Origin of the sequence: Streptomyces sp. NPDC050842, assembly GCF_044456565.1 — a bacterium.
Lineage (GTDB): Bacteria > Actinomycetota > Actinomycetes > Streptomycetales > Streptomycetaceae > Streptomyces.
On sequence record NZ_JBITGA010000012.1, the window covers coordinates 14,174 to 31,436 of the forward strand.

Consider the following 17,263-nt stretch of genomic DNA (forward strand, 5'->3'; position numbering starts at 1 on the left):
AACTCCCGTGAGTGCAACCGCCCTTGGACTTCTCGACGAAGTCCGAGGGCGGTTCCCTTTTGTCCTGTCGCGATGCTCGAATCTGCGCTAAATAGGCCTCATGCAATCATCAATGCGCATGAGAGCTGCAGTCGTCGGTGCACTGCTCGGGTTGCTCACCGCCTTCGCGGGACCCGGTGGCAGCGCCTCGGCCGAACCGTCCGACACCACCGTCGGCGACGTCACCGGATTCGCCGCCGACGGATCCGTCTACCGGCTGACCGCGGGCCAGGCGGAGGCCCGCGTCTCCTTCGTCACCGCCGACACCTTCCGCATCGAACTCGCCCCCGACGGCAGGTTCACCGACCCCACCGGCACCGACATCGTCCTGCCCCAGGGCCCGCCCCCGGTCACCCACTGGCGCGACCTCGGCGACCGCTACGAGCTCGGCACCGCCGCGGTCACCCTGCGCGTCACCAAGTCCCCGCTGCGCTTCTCGGCCGTACGCGCCGACGGCACCCCGCTCTGGTCCGAATCCCAGGGCCTCACCTGGAACCAGGACCGCACCACCCAGACCCTCGCCCGGGGCGCCGACGAGCAGTTCTACGGCGCCGGCATGCAGAACGGCCGCGGCAACACCACCCACCGCGACAAGACGGTCGAGGTCGGCGTCGACTACAACTGGAACGACGGCGGCCACCCCAACTCCGTCCCCTTCTACCTCTCCTCGGCCGGCTACGGCGTCTACCGCAACACCTACGCGCCCAACACCTACGCCTTCACCGAGCCCGTCACCACCACCGCGAAGGAACAGCGCTTCGACGCCTACTACTTCGCGGGCACCGGCCGCGACGCCCTCAAGGACGTCATCGGCCAGTACACCCGCCTCACCGGCAAGCCCTTCCTGCCGCCCGTGTACGGCCTGGAGATCGGCGACGCCGACTGCTACCTCCACAACGCCAACCGCGGCGAACGCCACACCCTCGACGCCCTGAAGGTCGCCGACGGCTACGTCGAGAACGACATGCCCAACGGCTGGATGCTCGTCAACGACGGCTACGGCTGCGGCTACGAGAACCTCCCCGAGGCCTCCGCCGGCCTGGGGGAGCGGGGCATGAAGCTCGGCCTGTGGACCGAGGACGGCATCGACCGGCTCGAAGAACAGGTCAAGGCCGGCCAGCGGGTCGCCAAGCTCGACGTCGCCTGGGTCGGCGCGGGCTACAAGTTCGCCCTCGACGGCTGCAAGGACGCCCACGCCGGCATCGAGGCCCACAGCGACGCCCGCGGCTTCACCTGGGCCCCCGAGAGCTGGTCCGGCGCCCAGCGCTGCGGCGTCCAGTGGTCCGGCGACCAGTCGGGCACCTGGGAGTACATCCGCTGGCAGATCCCCACCTACGCCGGCGCCTCCATGTCCGGCCTCGCCTACACCACCGGCGACGTCGACGGGATCTTCGGCGGCAGCGCCAAGACGTACACCCGCGACCTCCAGTGGAAGACCTTCCTGCCCGTCACGATGACCATGGACGGCTGGGCCGCCAACGACAAGCAGCCCTTCCGGTACGGCGAGCCGTACACCTCGATCAACCGCGCCTCCCTCAAGCTCCACGAGGCCCTGCTCCCGTACATCTACAGCCACGCCCACCAGGCCACGAAGACCGGCGTCGGCCTCGCCCGGCCGCTCGCCCTGGAGTACCCGGACGACCCGAAGGCCGCGAGCGACGCCGCCAAGTACGAGTTCCTCAGCGGTGAGGACTTCCTCGTCGCCCCCGTCTACCAGGACGCCGTGGAGCGCGACGGTATCCATCTCCCCAAGGGCACCTGGATCGACTACTGGAGCGGGCGCACCTACGAAGGCCCCGTCACCGTCGACGACTACAGCGCCCCGCTCGACACCCTGCCCCTCTTCGTCCGGGCCGGCGCCACCGTCCCCATGTGGCCCGGTGACATCCGCTCGTACACCGACCGCGCCCCCGGCGACCCGATCGCCTGGGACGTCTACCCGAAGGGCAGTTCCTCCTTCGAGCTGTACGAGGACGACGGCGTCACCCGCGAACACCGCGGCGGCCGGTACGCCACCCAGCGCGCCGAGGTCCGCGCCCCGAACGGCGGCCCCGGCGACGTCTCCGTCCGCATCGGCGCGAGCAACGGCACCTACACCGGAAAGCCCGCCGCCCGGCCGTACGCCTTCACGGTCCACACCGGCGACGCCCCCGGCGCCGTCCGGCTCGACGGGCGCAAGCTGCCCGCCCTCACCTCGCGCGCCGCCTTCGACGCCGCCGCCCAGGGCTGGTGGTACGACCGCGACGAGCGCGGGGGAGTGGTCCGCGTCAAGACCGCGGCCCTGCCCACCGACCGCGGCTTCGAGCTGCGGCTGACCGACACCAGCGCGGTCGGCGGCGCCGTACCGGGCGCGTCCGCCGTCCTCGCCGCCCCCACCGGGCAGGAGCTCGGCGCGGGCACCCCGGGCACGGTCGCCGTGGACGTCACCGCGGGCAACCGCGATGCCGGCGACGTACGCGTCACGCTCGACGCACCGGCCGGCTGGCAGGTCACCCCGGCCGCACCGATCGGCCGGATCCCGGCCGGCACCACCCGGCGCGTCGAGGTCACCGTCACCCCGGCGGCGGACGCGAAGCCCGGCGAGGCCGCCCTCACCGCGACCGCCCGCCACCGCGTGGCCGGTACCGACCGCACCGCCACCCAGCGGTTCGCGGTCGGCGTGATGCCTCCGCCGCCGACGGGCGACGCCTGGGCGAGCGACCTGGTCTGGCTGCGCTCCACGAACGGCTGGGGACCGCCCGAACGCGACCGCTCCAACGGCGAGTCCGGCGCCGCCGACGGCCGGCCGCTCACCCTGGCCGGGACGACCTACGAGAAGGGGATCGGTGGCCACGCCGACTCCGACATCGAGGTCTACCTCGGCGGACGCTGCACCGCCTTCACCGCCGACGTCGGCATCGACGACGAGATCAACGGCTACGGGGACGTGGCCTTCTCCGTCGAGGCGGACGGCCGGGTCCTGTGGACCTCACCGCGGCTGACGGGCGCCTCCGCGACCCTGCCGGTGGACGTCGACGTGACCGGGGCCCGGCACGTCCGGCTGCGGATCACGGACACCAACGGATCGAAGAGCGGCGACCACGGGGACTGGGCGGCGGCCCGGTTCACCTGCGCATGACCGCTCACCGCGTGACGGCCTGATACGCGTACGGGAGGGGCGCCCTCGGGCACCCCTCCCGTACCGATGTCTACGACTCGGAGTCGCCGTTCCCGCCCTCGTCGGACGAGTCCTCGGCGGATCCTTCGGTCGTCCCCTCGGGACTCGGATCCGCGCCGGGCTCCGGTACCGGCCCCGGTACCGACTCCGGCCCCGGCCGCTCCGGCTTCGGCGGCCTCGTCCTGCCGCTCCCGGGGTCCCGCAGGAACGGCGAGTCGCCGCCCTCCGTCGCCACCCCGGGGCCCCCGGGCCCGGTGCCCGGTTCGCGCCGCCGCAGATACCGCTCGAACTCGCGGGCGATCGCCTCGCCCGAGGCCTCCGGCAGCTCCGCCGTGTCCCGCGCCTCTTCCAGCGTCTGTACGTACTCGGCGACCTCGCTGTCCTCGGCGGCCAGCTGGTCCACGCCCAGCTGCCACGCCCGCGCGTCCTCGGGCAGGTCGCCCAGCGGGATGCGCAGACCGATCAGGTCCTCCAGACGGTTGAGGAGCGCGAGGGTCGCCTTCGGGTTCGGCGGCTGCGACACGTAGTGCGGCACCGCCGCCCAGAGGCTCACCGCGGGCACGCCCGCGTGCGTGCACGCCTCCTGGAGGATGCCGACGATGCCCGTCGGACCCTCGTACCGGGTCTCCTCCAGGTCCATCGTCCGCGCCAGGTCCGGATCGGACGTCACCCCGCTGACGGGGACCGGTCGGGTGTGCGGCGTGTCCCCGAGCAGCGCGCCCAGGATCACGACCATCTCCACCCCCAGCTCGTGGGCGAAGGCGAGCAGCTCGTTGCAGAAGGAGCGCCAGCGCATCGAGGGCTCGATCCCGCGCACGAGCACCAGGTCACGCGGCTTGTCGCCGCCGATCCGGACCACGGAGAGCCGGGTCGTCGGCCAGGTGATCTTCCGGACACCGTTGTCCAGGAAGACCGTGGGACGGTTGACCTGGAAGTCGTAGTAGTCCTCGGCGTCGAGGGCCGCGAACACCTCGCCCTTCCATTCCCGGTCCAGATGGGCGACCGCGGTGGAGGCGGCGTCGCCGGCGTCGTTCCAGCCCTCGAACGCGGCCACCATGACCGGGTCGATCAGCTCGGGTACCCCCTCGAGCTCGATCACCCAGCGCCTCCTTTTCGAAGTTCCTGTCGTACGGACCAACCTTACGGCTTTCCGGCGGTCCGTCCGCAGCCCCCGGGCATCCCCGAAAACCCGTGCGGCCTTGATCGACTACCCAGGAACTCGCCTCCGCACACGGCGGTCTCACTCCTCCCAGAGCGTGCTCGGCGCCTCCCTCCGCACCACCGGCGCGATCTCCTCGGCGAACCGCTGGAGCGTCTCGGTCTGCTCGGCCGTGGACTGCCCGAAGGTGTCGACGGTGACCGACTGGAGGTCGTGCCCGTAGTGCTCGTGGTAGCCGAGGATCTTGTCGATGATCTGCTGAGGCGAACCGATCAGCTGGGGCCCGGCCGCGATCGCGTCCTCGATCGTGCGGAACGGGGTGTTGTAGCCGGCCTTCCCCTCCAGGTGCGGGCGGAAGCTCTGCCGCACCTTCGCCTCGTACAGGTCCCGGTAGCGGGTGACCGCCTGTTCGGTGGTGTCGGCGATGAGCAGCCCGCCCGAACCGGCCGCCACGCGCGCGTGGGCCGGGTCGTGCCCGTACTCCTCGAACTTCTCGCGGTAGTGGGCGATGAGCCGCGCGTACGCCTCCCTCGGCTGGATCGCGTTGGCGGTGAAGAGCGGATCGCCGTGCCGCGCCGCGAGCTCGGGGGAGTTGAGACTGGTGGCCGAGCCGTGCCAGATCCGCGGCGGACCGGCGTACGGGCGCGGCACCGTGGTGACGTTCTTCAGCGGCGGCCGGAACTCGCCCTCCCAGTCGACGCCCTCCTCCGACCAGAGGCGGCGCAGCAGCTCGTACTTCTCCTTCTGGAGGTCCCACTGCCGCTCCTCGTCCAGCCCGAAGAGGTCGAAGTGGCCGGCCTCCGCGCCCTTGCCGACGACGAGTTCGAGCCGGCCGCGGGAGAGCTGGTCGAGGGTGGCGTAGTCCTCGGCGACGCGGACGGGATCGAGGATCGCGACGACGGTCACTCCGGTGAGCAGCCGGATCCGGGTGGTCCGGGCCGCCAGCGCGGCGAGCAGCACGGTCGGGGCCGAGGAGAGGAACGGGCCCGCGTGGCGCTCGCCTACCGCGTACGCGTCGAAGCCGAGGCGCTCGGCGGTCTCGCCGAGCGTGACCACCTGCTCCAACCGGTCGGCGGCGGAGAGCAGTTCGCCGGTGAGCGGGTGCGGGGTGTGGTGGACGATCGAGAGGACCTGGAATTTCATGCGTCCACTCTGCGCGCGGAGTGTTGCGGCGGTGTGGACGGAGCGTGGCACGCGTGAGGGGCGGTCCCCGGCTCGGGAACCGCCCCTCCGTCCGCGGGAGTTACTTCCGCAGCATGGACTCGACGCCGGCGCGGATCTCGTCCGTCGCCAGGCCTCGTATCGTCAGCGTCGTACGGCGGCGCAGCACGTCGTCCGCCGTCTCGGCCCACTCGTGGTCGCGGGCGTAGGCGACCTGCGCCCAGATCTCCGGGGCGTCCGGGTGGATCCGCCGGGCGAGCTCCGGGTTCTCGTTCGCCATGCGGGCGATGTCGAAGGAGAGCGAGCCGTAGTGCGTCGCCAGGTGCCTGGCGGTGTCGGCGGCCATCCGCGGACCGGGCGCCGGACCGTCGGAGAGCAGCCGGTGCGTGACCGCGTTCGGGTTGGCGATACCGGGCAGCGGGAGCCGCTTCGGCAGCGTCGAGACCGACTCGTAGTCGTCGCCCAGCGGGTGGCCCGGGAGGGCCTCCAGCTTCTTCATCACCGTACGGCCGATGTGGCGGAAGGTCGTCCACTTGCCGCCGGCCACCGACAGCATGCCGCCGCGGCCCTCGGTGACGACCGTCTCGCGCTTGGCCTTCGAGGTGTCGCCGGGACCGCCCGGGAGCACCCGCAGACCCGCGAAGGCGTAGGTGATCAGATCGCGGTCGAGCTGCTGGTCGCGGATGGAGAACGCGGCCTCGTCCAGGATCTGGGCGGTGTCCTTCTCGGTGACCTCGACCTGGCCGGGGTCCCCCTCGTACTCCTCGTCGGTCGTGCCGAGGAGCAGCATGTCCTCCCAGGGGAGGGCGAAGGTGATGCGGTACTTGTCGATCGGGGTGGCCAGCGCGGCCTTCCACGGCGAGGTCCGCTTGAGGACCAGGTGCGCGCCCTTGGAGAGGCGGATGGAGGGGGCCGCGTTCGGGTCCTCCATCGTGCGCAGGTGGTCGACCCACGGGCCGGTCGCGTTCAGGACGAGGCGGGCGGTGACGCCGAACTCGTCGCCGCTCGTACGGTCCTTCAGCTCGGCGCCCGTGACCCGGCCCCGGGTGAAGCGCAGGCCGGTGACCTCGGCGTGGTTGAGGACGGTTGCCCCGGCGTCGACGGCGGCGCGGACCGTCATCAGCGCCATGCGGGCGTCGTTCATCTGGTCGTCGCCGTAGACGGCCACGGCCTTCAGGTTGTCCGTCCGCAGCTCCGGCACGTCCTGCGCGGCCTTGGCGGGGGAGAGCAGGTGTCCGACGCCGTCGCCGAAGGCGGACAGGGCGGAGTACGCGAAGACGCCGGCGCCCAGCTTGGCCGCGCCGTGCGGGCCGCCCTTGTAGACGGGCAGGTAGAAGGTGAGCGGGTTGGCGAGGTGCGGTGCCACCTGGCGCGAGACCGCACGCCGCTCGAAGTGGTTCTCCGCCACCAGCTTCACCGCGCCGGTCTGCAGGTAGCGCAGACCGCCGTGGAGGAGCTTGGAGGAGGCGGAGGAGGTGGCGCCGGCGAAGTCGCCGGCGTCCACCAGGGCCACCCGCAGACCGGACTGCGCGGCGTGCCAGGCGGTGGAGATGCCCAGGATGCCGCCGCCGATGACCAGGAGGTCGTACGTCGCCTTGGAGAGCTGCTCCCGGGTCTCGGCGCGGCTCGGGAGGGAGCCGGACGCCGGGTGCGTCCCAAGGGCAGGGACGCTCTGCAGGGTGGTCATGTGTCTTACTCCTCGTCCTCGATCCAGCCCATGGTCCGCTCCACGGCCTTGAGCCAGCTCTTGTACTCGCTGTCACGCCTGTCGGCGTCCATGCGAGGGGTCCATTCCGCCGCGCGGCGCCAGTTGGCGCGCAGGGCGTCGGTGTCCGGCCAGAAGCCGACGGCCAGACCGGCGGCGTAGGCGGCACCGAGGCAGGTGGTCTCGGCGACCATCGGACGCACGACGGGCGCGTCCAGGAAGTCGGAGAGGGTCTGCATCAGCAGGTTGTTGGAGGTCATGCCGCCGTCGACCTTCAGCGCGGTCAGCTCGACGCCGGAGTCCTTCGTCATGGCGTCGGTGATCTCGCGGGTCTGCCAGGCGGTGGCCTCCAGGACGGCGCGGGCGATGTGCGCCTTGGTGACGTACCGGGTGAGGCCGGCGATCACACCGCGGGCGTCGGAGCGCCAGTACGGGGCGAACAGGCCGGAGAAGGCCGGCACGAAGTAGGCGCCGCCGTTGTCCTCGACCGAGGACGCGAGGGTCTCGATCTCGGCCGCGGACTTGATCAGGCCCATCTGGTCGCGCATCCACTGCACCAGCGAACCGGTGACGGCGATCGAGCCCTCCAGCGCGTAGACCGGCTTCTGATCGCCGATCTGGTAGCCGACCGTGGTCAGCAGGCCGCTGTAGGAGTTGATGATCTTGTCACCGGTGTTCATCAGCATGAAGGTGCCGGTGCCGTACGTGGACTTGGCCTCGCCCTCGGCGAAACAGGTCTGGCCGAACAGGGCGGCCTGCTGGTCGCCGAGCGCCGAGGCGACCGGGACACCGGCGAGGGCGCCGTCCTTGACGTGGCCGTAGATCTCGGCGGAGGACCGGATCTCGGGGAGGACGTTGAGGGGGACCCCCATCGACTCCGCGATCTTCTCGTCCCAGGCCAGCGTGTGCAGGTTCATCAGCATGGTGCGCGAGGCGTTGGTGACGTCGGTGACGTGCACGCCGCCGTCGGCGCCGCCCGTGAGGTTCCAGATGACCCACGAGTCCATGGTGCCGAAGAGGATGTCGCCGGCCTCGGCGCGCTCGCGCAGGCCCTCGACGTTGTCGAGCATCCAGCGGATCTTCGGGCCGGCGAAGTAGCTCGCCAGCGGCAGGCCGGTCTCGCGGCGGAAGCGGTCCTGGCCGACGTTGCGGCCGAGCTCCTTGCAGAGGGCGTCGGTGCGGGTGTCCTGCCAGACGAGGGCGTTGTGGACGGGCTCACCGGTGTTCTTGTCCCAGAGCAGCGTGGTCTCGCGCTGGTTGGTGATGCCGATCGCCTTGACGTCGGCGGAGGTGATGTTCGCCTTGTCGAGGGCTCCGGCGACGACCTCCTGGACGTTGGTCCAGATCTCGGCGGCGTCGTGCTCGACCCAGCCCGGCTTCGGGAAGATCTGCTCGTGCTCCTTCTGGTCGACCGAGACGATCCGGCCGTCCTTGTCGAAGACGATGCAGCGCGAGGAGGTGGTGCCCTGGTCGATGGCCGCGATGAAGGGGCCGGACGTGTGTGCGTCGGTCACGGTGTGCTCCAAGGAAGGTCTGGAAGAAGGACGGCTCAGGCGAACGCGAGGTTGTAGATACCCGCGGCGATGGCTCCACCGATCAGCGGACCGGCGACCGGGATCCAGGCGTAGCTCCAGTCGGAGCCGCCCTTGTTCGGCAGCGGGAGCAGCGCGTGCACGATGCGCGGGCCGAGGTCACGTGCCGGGTTGATGGCGTAGCCGGTCGGGCCGCCGAGCGAGAGGCCGATGGAGACGACGACGAAGGCGGTGATGAGCGCGCCTATGACGCCGAGGCCCTTGCCGCTGTCGTTCAGGCCCTGCGTCAGCACCGCGAGCACCAGCACGACGGTGCCGATGATCTCGGTGGCCAGGTTCTGCCAGGTGTTCCGGATCTCGGGGCCGGTGGAGAAGACGCCGAGCACCGGGCCGGGGCCCTCGATCGGCTTCTCGCCGACGGTCTCCGGGTCCCTGAGGTGGGCCTGGAACTGTCCGTAGTAGGCCACCCAGACCAGCGCCGCGCCGATCATCGCGCCGAGCATCTGGCCGACGATGTAGACGGGGACGTCGCCCCACTCGCCGTCCTTGATCGCGATGCCGACCGTGACTGCGGGGTTCAGATGGGCGCCGGAGAGGGAAGCCGTCATGTAGACGGCCGTCATGACGGCGAAGCCCCACCCGAAGGTGATCGCGAGCCAGCCCGCGTTGCGGGCCTTCGAGCTCTTGAGCGTGACGGCGGCACAGACACCGCCGCCGAGCAGGATGAGTACGGCGGTACCGATGGTCTCGCCGAGGAAGATGTCGGAGCTGGACACCCGCGACTCCTTTGTCCTTCGTCCAGGGGAAGGCGAACCCCGGGTCCCACCGGTGGTCCGCGCCCTCGTGTGAGGGCGTTACCGGCCCTTGGCACTGGCACACTCTAGCGTGTATTGCCGTTAGGTGTTCGACAATGCCGACCGGTGAACGGAAGTTTTGCCCCCGGGTTAACAGCACGTCAAGGGCCCGGGATGCGAAAAACCCGCCGATAACTGGATCGTTACCGACGGGTTCGCGCGTACGGGCTCGTGCGCGCGGGCGGGCGCCCGGCGCCGTCAGAAGCGGCCGGCCCCCAGGTCCCGGGAGACCGCGCGGGCGCAGTCCCGCACCGCCGCCACCAGTTCGGGGCGCAGCTCCCCGCCCGGGCGGAGCCGCTCCACCGCGCCGGTGACCGCCACCGCGCCCACCGGCATCCGCCGCCGGTCGTGGATCGGCGCCGCCACCGAGGCCACGCCCTCCCAGGTCTCCTCCACGTCCTCCGCCCAGCCCTTGGCGCGCGCCAGGTCGAGCAGCGACTCGAAGGCGCCGAGCTCCGTGGTCGTCCGGGGCGTGAACGCCTCCCGCTCGACCTCCAGCACCTCGCTGTGGGCCACCGGGTCGTAGGCCGAGAGGACCTTCCCGAGCGCGGTGGAGTGCAGCGGCTGCATGGCCCCCACCTCCAGCACCTGGCGGCTGTCGTCCGGCCGGAAGACGTGGTGCACGATCAGGACGCCGCGCTGGTGCAGCACCCCCAGGTGCACGCTCTCGCCGCTCGACCGCGCGAGGTCGTCCGTCCAGACGAGGGCCCGGGCCCGCAGCTCGTGCACGTCCAGATAGCTGTTGCCGAGCCGCAGCAGCTCCGCCCCCAGCTGGTAGCGGCCCGAGGCCGCCTCCTGCTCCACGAAGCCCTCCGCCTGGAGGGTCCGCAGGATCCCGTGTGCCGTGCCCTTCGCGAGCCCCAGCGAGGACGCGATGTCGGACAGGCCGAGCCGGCGCTCGCCGCCCGCGAGCAGTCGCAGCATCGCCGCCGCCCGTTCAAGCGACTGGATGTTCTTCGCCATCGCCCGACCCTTCTCCCTCTTACGTTGTTCGACAATGCTGAACACTATCGGTCGATGCCGACCTTGGCTCACACATGACAGTGTCCGTCAAGAACGGGCCGCACCGGGAGTCCCCGCACACAGGATGCCGTCCGCCCCGTGGGACACCATGTCCACCCCGGGGCAAGCACGGTTACGCTGACCCCGTGCACCCTCCACCGAGAGTGCAAAGCCGACAGCCGTCGCATCCCAGGGAGCTCATCCATGGCCTCGTTGCCGACCCCTTCCGCTGACAGCCGGACCCGCGCCGCAGCCCTCCGTGAGGCACTCGCCAGCCGCGTGGTCGTCGCCGACGGTGCCATGGGCACCATGCTCCAGGCTCAGGACCCCACCCTCGAGGACTTCCAGAACCTCGAAGGCTGCAACGAGATCCTGAACGTGACGCGCCCCGACATCGTCCGCTCGGTCCACGAGGCGTACTTCGAGGTCGGCGTCGACTGCGTCGAGACGAACACCTTCGGCTCCAACCACTCGGCTGCCGGCGAGTACGAGATCGCCGACCGGATCCACGAGCTCTCCGAGTCGGGCGCCCGGATCGCCCGCGAGGTCGCCGACGAGTTCACCGCCAAGGACGGCCGTCAGCGCTGGGTGCTGGGCTCCATCGGCCCGGGCACGAAGCTCCCGTCGCTCGGCCACATCACGTACGACGTGCTCCGCGACGGCTACCAGCAGAACGCCGAGGGCCTGCTGGCCGGCGGCGCGGACGCCCTGATCGTCGAGACGACCCAGGACCTGCTGCAGACCAAGTCGAGCCTCATCGGCGCGCGCCGTGCCATGGACGCCCTGGGCGTCGATGTGCCCCTCATCTGTTCGCTCGCCTTCGAGACCACGGGCGTCATGCTGCTCGGCTCGGAGATCGGCGCCGCGCTGACCGCCCTGGAGCCGCTCGGCATCGACATGATCGGCCTGAACTGCTCCACCGGTCCGGCCGAGATGAGCGAGCACCTGCGCTACCTCGCCCGCCACTCGCGTACGCCCCTGATGTGCATGCCGAACGCCGGCCTGCCCGTGCTCACCAAGGACGGCGCGTACTTCCCGCTGACGCCGCCGGAGATGGCCGACGCCCAGGAGAACTTCGTCCGTGACTACGGCCTGTCGCTGATCGGCGGCTGCTGCGGCTCGACCCCCGAGCACCTGCGCCATGTCGTCGAGCGGGTGCGGGACGTCACGCCCCCCGAGCGCACTCCGCACCCCGAGCCCGGCGCCGCCTCGCTCTACCAGACGGTCCCGTTCCGCCAGGACACCGCGTACATGGCGATCGGCGAGCGGACGAACGCCAACGGCTCCAAGAAGTTCCGCGAGGCCATGCTGGAGGCCCGCTGGGACGACTGCGTCGAGATGGCCCGCGACCAGATCCGCGAGGGCGCGCACATGCTCGACCTCTGCGTGGACTACGTCGGCCGCGACGGCGTCGCCGACATGGAGGAGCTGGCCGGGCGCTTCGCCACCGCCTCCACCCTGCCGATCGTCCTCGACTCCACCGAGGTCGACGTCATCCAGGCCGGCCTCGAGAAGCTCGGTGGCCGGGCCGTCATCAACTCGGTGAACTACGAGGACGGCGACGGCCCCGAGTCCCGCTTCGCGAAGGTCACCCGGCTGGCGCAGGAGCACGGTGCCGCGCTCATCGCCCTCACCATCGACGAGGAGGGCCAGGCCCGTACCGTCGAGCACAAGGTCGCCATCGCCGAGCGGCTGATCGACGACCTCACCGGCAACTGGGGCATCCACGAGTCGGACATCCTCATCGACACCCTGACCTTCACGATCTGCACCGGTCAGGAGGAGTCGCGCAAGGACGGCATCGCCACGATCGGGGCGATCCGCGAGCTGAAGCGGCGCCACCCGGACGTCCAGACCACGCTGGGCCTGTCGAACATCTCCTTCGGCCTCAACCCCGCCGCGCGCATCCTCCTCAACTCGGTCTTCCTCGACGAGTGCGTGAAGGCCGGCCTCGACTCGGCGATCGTGCACGCCTCGAAGATCCTGCCGATCGCCCGTTTCGACGACGAGCAGGTCACGACGGCCCTCGACCTGATCTACGACCGTCGTGCCGAGGGTTACGACCCGCTGCAGAAGCTGATGGCGCTCTTCGAGGGCGTCAACACCAAGTCGATGAAGGCGGGCAAGACCGAGGAGCTCCTCGCGCTGCCGCTCGACGAGCGGCTCAAGCGCCGGATCATCGACGGCGAGAAGAACGGCCTGGAGGCGGACCTCGACGAGGCCCTCACCGAGCGCCCCGCCCTCGACATCGTCAACGAGACCCTGCTCGACGGCATGAAGACCGTGGGAGAGCTCTTCGGCTCCGGCCAGATGCAGCTGCCGTTCGTGCTCCAGTCCGCCGAGGTCATGAAGACCGCGGTCGCCCACCTCGAACCCCACATGGAGAAGTCCGACGCCGAGGGGAAGGGCACCATCGTCCTCGCGACGGTCCGCGGCGACGTCCACGACATCGGCAAGAACCTCGTCGACATCATCCTCTCCAACAACGGCTACAACGTCGTCAACATCGGCATCAAGCAGCCCGTCTCCGCGATCCTGGAAGCCGCCGAGGAGCACAAGGCCGACGTCATCGGCATGTCCGGTCTCCTCGTCAAGTCCACCGTGATCATGAAGGAGAACCTGCAGGAGCTGAACCAGCGCGAGCTGGCCGCCAAGTACCCGGTGATCCTCGGCGGCGCGGCCCTCACCCGGGCCTACGTGGAGCAGGACCTGCACGAGATCTACCAGGGCGAGGTGCGGTACGCCCGCGACGCCTTCGAGGGCCTGCGCCTCATGGACGCCCTCATCTCCGTGAAGCGCGGCGTCCCCGGAGCCGCGCTCCCCGAGCTCAAGCCGCGCCGCGTCGCCAAGCGTGACACTCCGGTCCTCCAGGTGGAGGAGCCGGAGGAGCCCGGCGGCCGCTCCGACGTCGCCGTCGACAACGCCGTCCCCACCCCGCCGTTCTGGGGCACCCGTGTCGTCAAGGGCATTCCGCTCAAGGACTACGCCTCCTGGCTGGACGAGGGCGCCCTCTTCAAGGGCCAGTGGGGCCTCAAGCAGGCCCGCGCGGGCGGCGCCACGTACGAGGAGCTCGTCGAGAGCGAGGGCCGGCCGCGGCTCCGGGGCCTCCTGGAGAAGCTGCACACCGAGAACCTGCTCGAAGCGGCCGTGGTCTACGGGTACTTCCCCTGCGTCTCCAAGGGCGAGGACCTGATCATCCTCGACGAGGCGGGCAACGAGCGGACCCGCTTCACCTTCCCCCGCCAGCGCCGGGGCCGCCGCCTGTGCCTCGCGGACTTCTTCCGCCCGGAGGAGTCCGGCGAGACCGACGTCGTCGGCCTCCAGGTGGTCACCGTCGGGTCGAAGATCGGCGAGGCCACGGCCAAGCTCTTCGCGTCCGACTCCTACCGCGACTACCTGGAGCTGCACGGCCTGTCCGTCCAGCTCGCCGAGGCCATGGCCGAGTACTGGCACGCCCGGGTCCGCGCCGAGCTCGGCTTCGGCGGCGAGGATCCGGCCAAGGTCGAGGACATGTTCGACCTCAAGTACCGGGGCGCGCGCTTCTCCCTCGGGTACGGCGCCTGCCCCGACCTGGAGGACCGCGCGAAGATCGCGGACCTGCTGCGGCCGGAGCGGATCGGCGTGCACCTGTCGGAGGAGTTCCAGCTCCACCCCGAGCAGTCGACCGACGCCATCGTCATCCACCATCCCGAGGCGAAGTACTTCAACGCACGGTGACCGCCCTACGTAAATCTCGGCGTCCTCGCTGATCGAGACGTAGACTTGTCGGTCCAGTGCAGGCCGGTCTTCCTCCCCGTACCGGGGAGGGGGGCCGGCCTTCTCGTCCCTCCATGGAAGGTGTGCCGGATGACCAGTACGGTCCCCGCGTCCCTGCTCCGCACGAACGGAAGCTCCGCGCTGCAGGCGGTCTTCCTCGACATGGACGGGACCCTCGTCGACACGGAGGGGTTCTGGTGGGACGCCGAGGTCGAGGTCTTCGCCGACCTCGGGCACCAGCTGGACGAGGCCTGGCGCGACATCGTCGTGGGCGGCCCGATGACCCGCAGCGCGGGCTACCTGATCGAGTCCACCGGCGCCGACATCACCCTCGAGGAATTGACCGTCCTGCTCAACGAGAAGTTCACGCAGCGCATCGAGCGGGGCGTCCCGCTCATGCCCGGCGCCGAGCGCCTCCTCGCCGAGCTGGCCCGGCACAACATCCCCACCGCCCTGGTCTCCGCCTCGCACCGCCGGATCATCGACCGGATCCTGGCCTCGCTCGGCCGGGACCGCTTCGCGCTCACCGTCGCGGGGGACGAGGTCGTCCGCACCAAGCCGCACCCCGAGCCGTATCTGACGGCCGCGCGCGGCGTGGGTGCCGACCCGGCCCTGTGCGCCGTCATCGAGGACACGGCGACCGGTGTGGCGGCCGCCGAGGCAGCCGGCTGCCGGGTCGTCGCGGTGCCCTCCGTCGCCCCGATCGCCCCCTCCCCGGGCCGGGTCGTCGTGCGTTCCCTGGAAGAAGTCGACGTGCCCTTCCTGCGCACATTGATCACCGGAATTTGAGCTTCGTCTGAGCCTTCCGGACTGAATGCGCTTTCACGCGCGGAAATCAGCCAGGCCATTCACCGATAAAGCCTCCACGTGACCTTCGTCACCCAGAGTGCCCGTCGGTGGGTGGCCTGGGTGCGTTCCATGCCCGGAATCTTCCGGTTTCGGTGATCCCATGTGTCCCGGTTCGATGGCCCCCGTCCGCATCGCGGCACCGCATGACTATCGAACCGCCCGTATTCATGATCACCGTGCGATTACCCCGAGCCTGCCCGCGGTCGGGCAATAGCGGCGGCGCCCACTAATCTTTCGCGAGTACTTCGCCGCATAACCGCGTGCACCGGCGCACACCCAAGTCGCCGTGAACACAGGACCGATCGCAACACCCGGCCCGATCGCTCCCGCCCCGACCGGGCGGCCGGCGGCGGAGTGTCCACAGACCGCTGTATCCCAGTGCCGGATGAGGAGAACGTCCCTGATGAACCGCAAGACCCTGGTGCTGCCCGCCGCGGCCGTACTGCTGACCCCCCTGCTCGCCGCGTGTGGCGGAGCGGAGGACGGCAGAGCCATCGTCGTCGGCACCACGGACCAGTTCATCGCGACCGAGGACGCCCCCGCCCCCCTCGACCCGGCCTTCGCCTACGACACCGGCACCTGGAACATCCTGCGGCAGACCGTCCAGACCCTGCTGCACGTGCCCCGCGGCGGCGGTGAGCCCGTCCCCGAGGCCGCCCAGAGCTGCGGCTTCTCCGACAAGGCCAGCGAGAGCTACCGCTGCAAGCTCCGCTCCGGCCTCACCTTCGCCGACGGCACGCCGGTCACCGCCGAGGACGTCAAGTACTCCATCGAGCGCGTGCTGAAGATCAAGTCGGACAACGGAACGGCCGCGCTCCTCTCCAACGTCGACACCGTCGAGACCAAGGGCGACGCCGAGGTCGTCTTCCACCTCAAGGCCCCCGACGCCACCTTCCCGTACAAGCTCTCGACCCCGGTCGCCGGCATCCTCAGCAAGGACAAGTACGCCGCCGGGAAGCTCCGTGACGGCTTCGACGTCGACGGCTCGGGCCCGTACACCATGAAGGTCGAGCGCGAGGGCGAGAAGGCCTCCCGGTTCGTGTTCACCAGGAACCCGAAGTACAAGGGCGACATCGTCCCGCGCAACGACAAGGTCGAGCTGCGCGCCTTCGCCGACGCCGGCGCCATGGGCAAGGCCCTGGAGAGCGACGACATCGACATGATGGCCCGCTCCCTGTCGCAGAAGCAGATCAAGGACCTCACCGAGACCCCCAAGGAACGCATCCGCGTCACCGAGGTCCCCGGCCTGGAGATCCGCTACCTCGGCTTCAACACCAAGGCCCCCTCCGTCAAGGAGAAGGCCGTACGCCAGGCCATGGCCGCCGTCGTCGACCGGGGCGCCCTCGTCAACGGCGTCTACGGCCCCACCGCCGAGCCGCTCTACTCGCTGATCCCCTCCAGCATCACCGGCCACGCGACCCCCTTCTACGACACGTACGGCGACCCCGACCCCGCCCGCGCCGCCGAGATCCTCAAGGACGCCGGCGTCAAGACCCCGGTCAAGGTGACGCTGAACTACACCACCGACCACTACGGCGCCGAGACCGCCCAGGAGTTCGAGGCGCTCAAGAAGCAGCTCGTCTCCAGCGGACTCTTCGACGCCACCACCCGCGGCGCGGAGTGGTCCACCTTCCGCCCGGCCCAGAAGCGCGGCGACTACGCCGTCTACGGCCTCGGCTGGTTCCCGGACTTCCCGGACCCGGACAACTACGTCGCTCCGTTCCTCGACAGCGACAACTTCCTCAACACCCCGTACGTCAACAAGGTCGTCCGCGACCAGCTCATCCCGCGGTCGCGCCGCCAGGCCGACCGCACCGCCGCGAGCCCCGTCTACGCGCAGATCCAGAAGATCGTCGCCGAGGACGTGCCCGTCCTGCCGCTGTGGCAGGGCAAGCAGTACGTCGCCGCGCGCGACGACCTCACCGGAGTCGAGTACGCGCTCAACACGTCGTCCGACCTGCTGCTCTGGGAACTGGGCCGCGGCACCGCCTAGGGACTGTCCGGCGGACAGGCCCTAACCCCCTCGACCGGATCGGATACCGGCCGCGC

10 protein-coding genes are annotated in these 17,263 nt (G+C 70.5%); 4 read left to right on the forward strand and 6 right to left on the reverse strand.

Annotated elements, in window-relative coordinates; genetic code table 11:
• The first annotated feature begins 100 nt into the window (after nt 1–100).
• Entirely contained in the window at nt 101–3,157 is a 3,057-nt protein-coding gene (locus ACIBG6_RS32845; protein WP_399226379.1) for an NPCBM/NEW2 domain-containing protein, read from the forward strand.
• A gap of 70 nt (nt 3,158–3,227) precedes the next feature.
• On the opposite strand, the gene ACIBG6_RS32850 is transcribed toward ACIBG6_RS32845, so the two are convergent.
• From ACIBG6_RS32850 to ACIBG6_RS32875, 6 genes are all read right to left on the reverse strand, one after another.
• Entirely contained in the window at nt 3,228–4,295 is a 1,068-nt protein-coding gene (locus ACIBG6_RS32850; protein ID WP_399226380.1) for a PAC2 family protein, read from the reverse strand.
• A 141-nt stretch (nt 4,296–4,436) separates the two neighbouring features.
• On the reverse strand, nt 4,437–5,498 hold the full coding sequence (locus ACIBG6_RS32855) for an LLM class flavin-dependent oxidoreductase (protein ID WP_399226381.1): 1,062 nt from the start codon (nt 5,496–5,498) through the stop codon (nt 4,437–4,439).
• A 100-nt stretch (nt 5,499–5,598) separates the two neighbouring features.
• Complete coding sequence (locus tag ACIBG6_RS32860) at nt 5,599–7,203, reverse strand: FAD-dependent oxidoreductase (protein WP_399226382.1); 1,605 nt, start codon at nt 7,201–7,203, stop codon at nt 5,599–5,601.
• A gap of 5 nt (nt 7,204–7,208) precedes the next feature.
• Nucleotides 7,209–8,735: a glycerol kinase GlpK gene (gene glpK, locus ACIBG6_RS32865; RefSeq protein ID WP_399226383.1), complete on the reverse strand. Its 1,527-nt coding sequence runs from the start codon at nt 8,733–8,735 to the stop codon at nt 7,209–7,211.
• Between the two features lie 35 nt (nt 8,736–8,770).
• Complete coding sequence (locus tag ACIBG6_RS32870) at nt 8,771–9,529, reverse strand: MIP/aquaporin family protein (protein WP_399226384.1); 759 nt, start codon at nt 9,527–9,529, stop codon at nt 8,771–8,773.
• Between the two features lie 276 nt (nt 9,530–9,805).
• A complete protein-coding gene (locus ACIBG6_RS32875; RefSeq protein ID WP_317593903.1) occupies nt 9,806–10,570 on the reverse strand; it encodes an IclR family transcriptional regulator in 765 nt (254 codons plus the stop codon).
• Nucleotides 10,571–10,813: 243 nt separating this feature from the next.
• On the opposite strand from ACIBG6_RS32875, the gene metH reads away from it, so the two are divergent.
• From metH to ACIBG6_RS32890, 3 genes are all read left to right on the forward strand, one after another.
• Nucleotides 10,814–14,326 carry a methionine synthase gene (gene metH, locus ACIBG6_RS32880; protein ID WP_399226385.1) on the forward strand — a complete coding sequence of 1,171 codons (3,513 nt, stop codon included), beginning with the start codon at nt 10,814–10,816 and terminating at the stop codon, nt 14,324–14,326.
• Nucleotides 14,327–14,455: 129 nt separating this feature from the next.
• Nucleotides 14,456–15,154, forward strand: a complete 699-nt coding sequence (locus ACIBG6_RS32885) for an HAD family hydrolase (RefSeq protein WP_399226386.1) — start codon at nt 14,456–14,458, stop codon at nt 15,152–15,154.
• A gap of 463 nt (nt 15,155–15,617) precedes the next feature.
• A complete protein-coding gene (locus ACIBG6_RS32890) occupies nt 15,618–17,207 on the forward strand; it encodes an ABC transporter substrate-binding protein (protein WP_399226387.1) in 1,590 nt (529 codons plus the stop codon).
• Nucleotides 17,208–17,263: the final 56 nt, after the last annotated feature.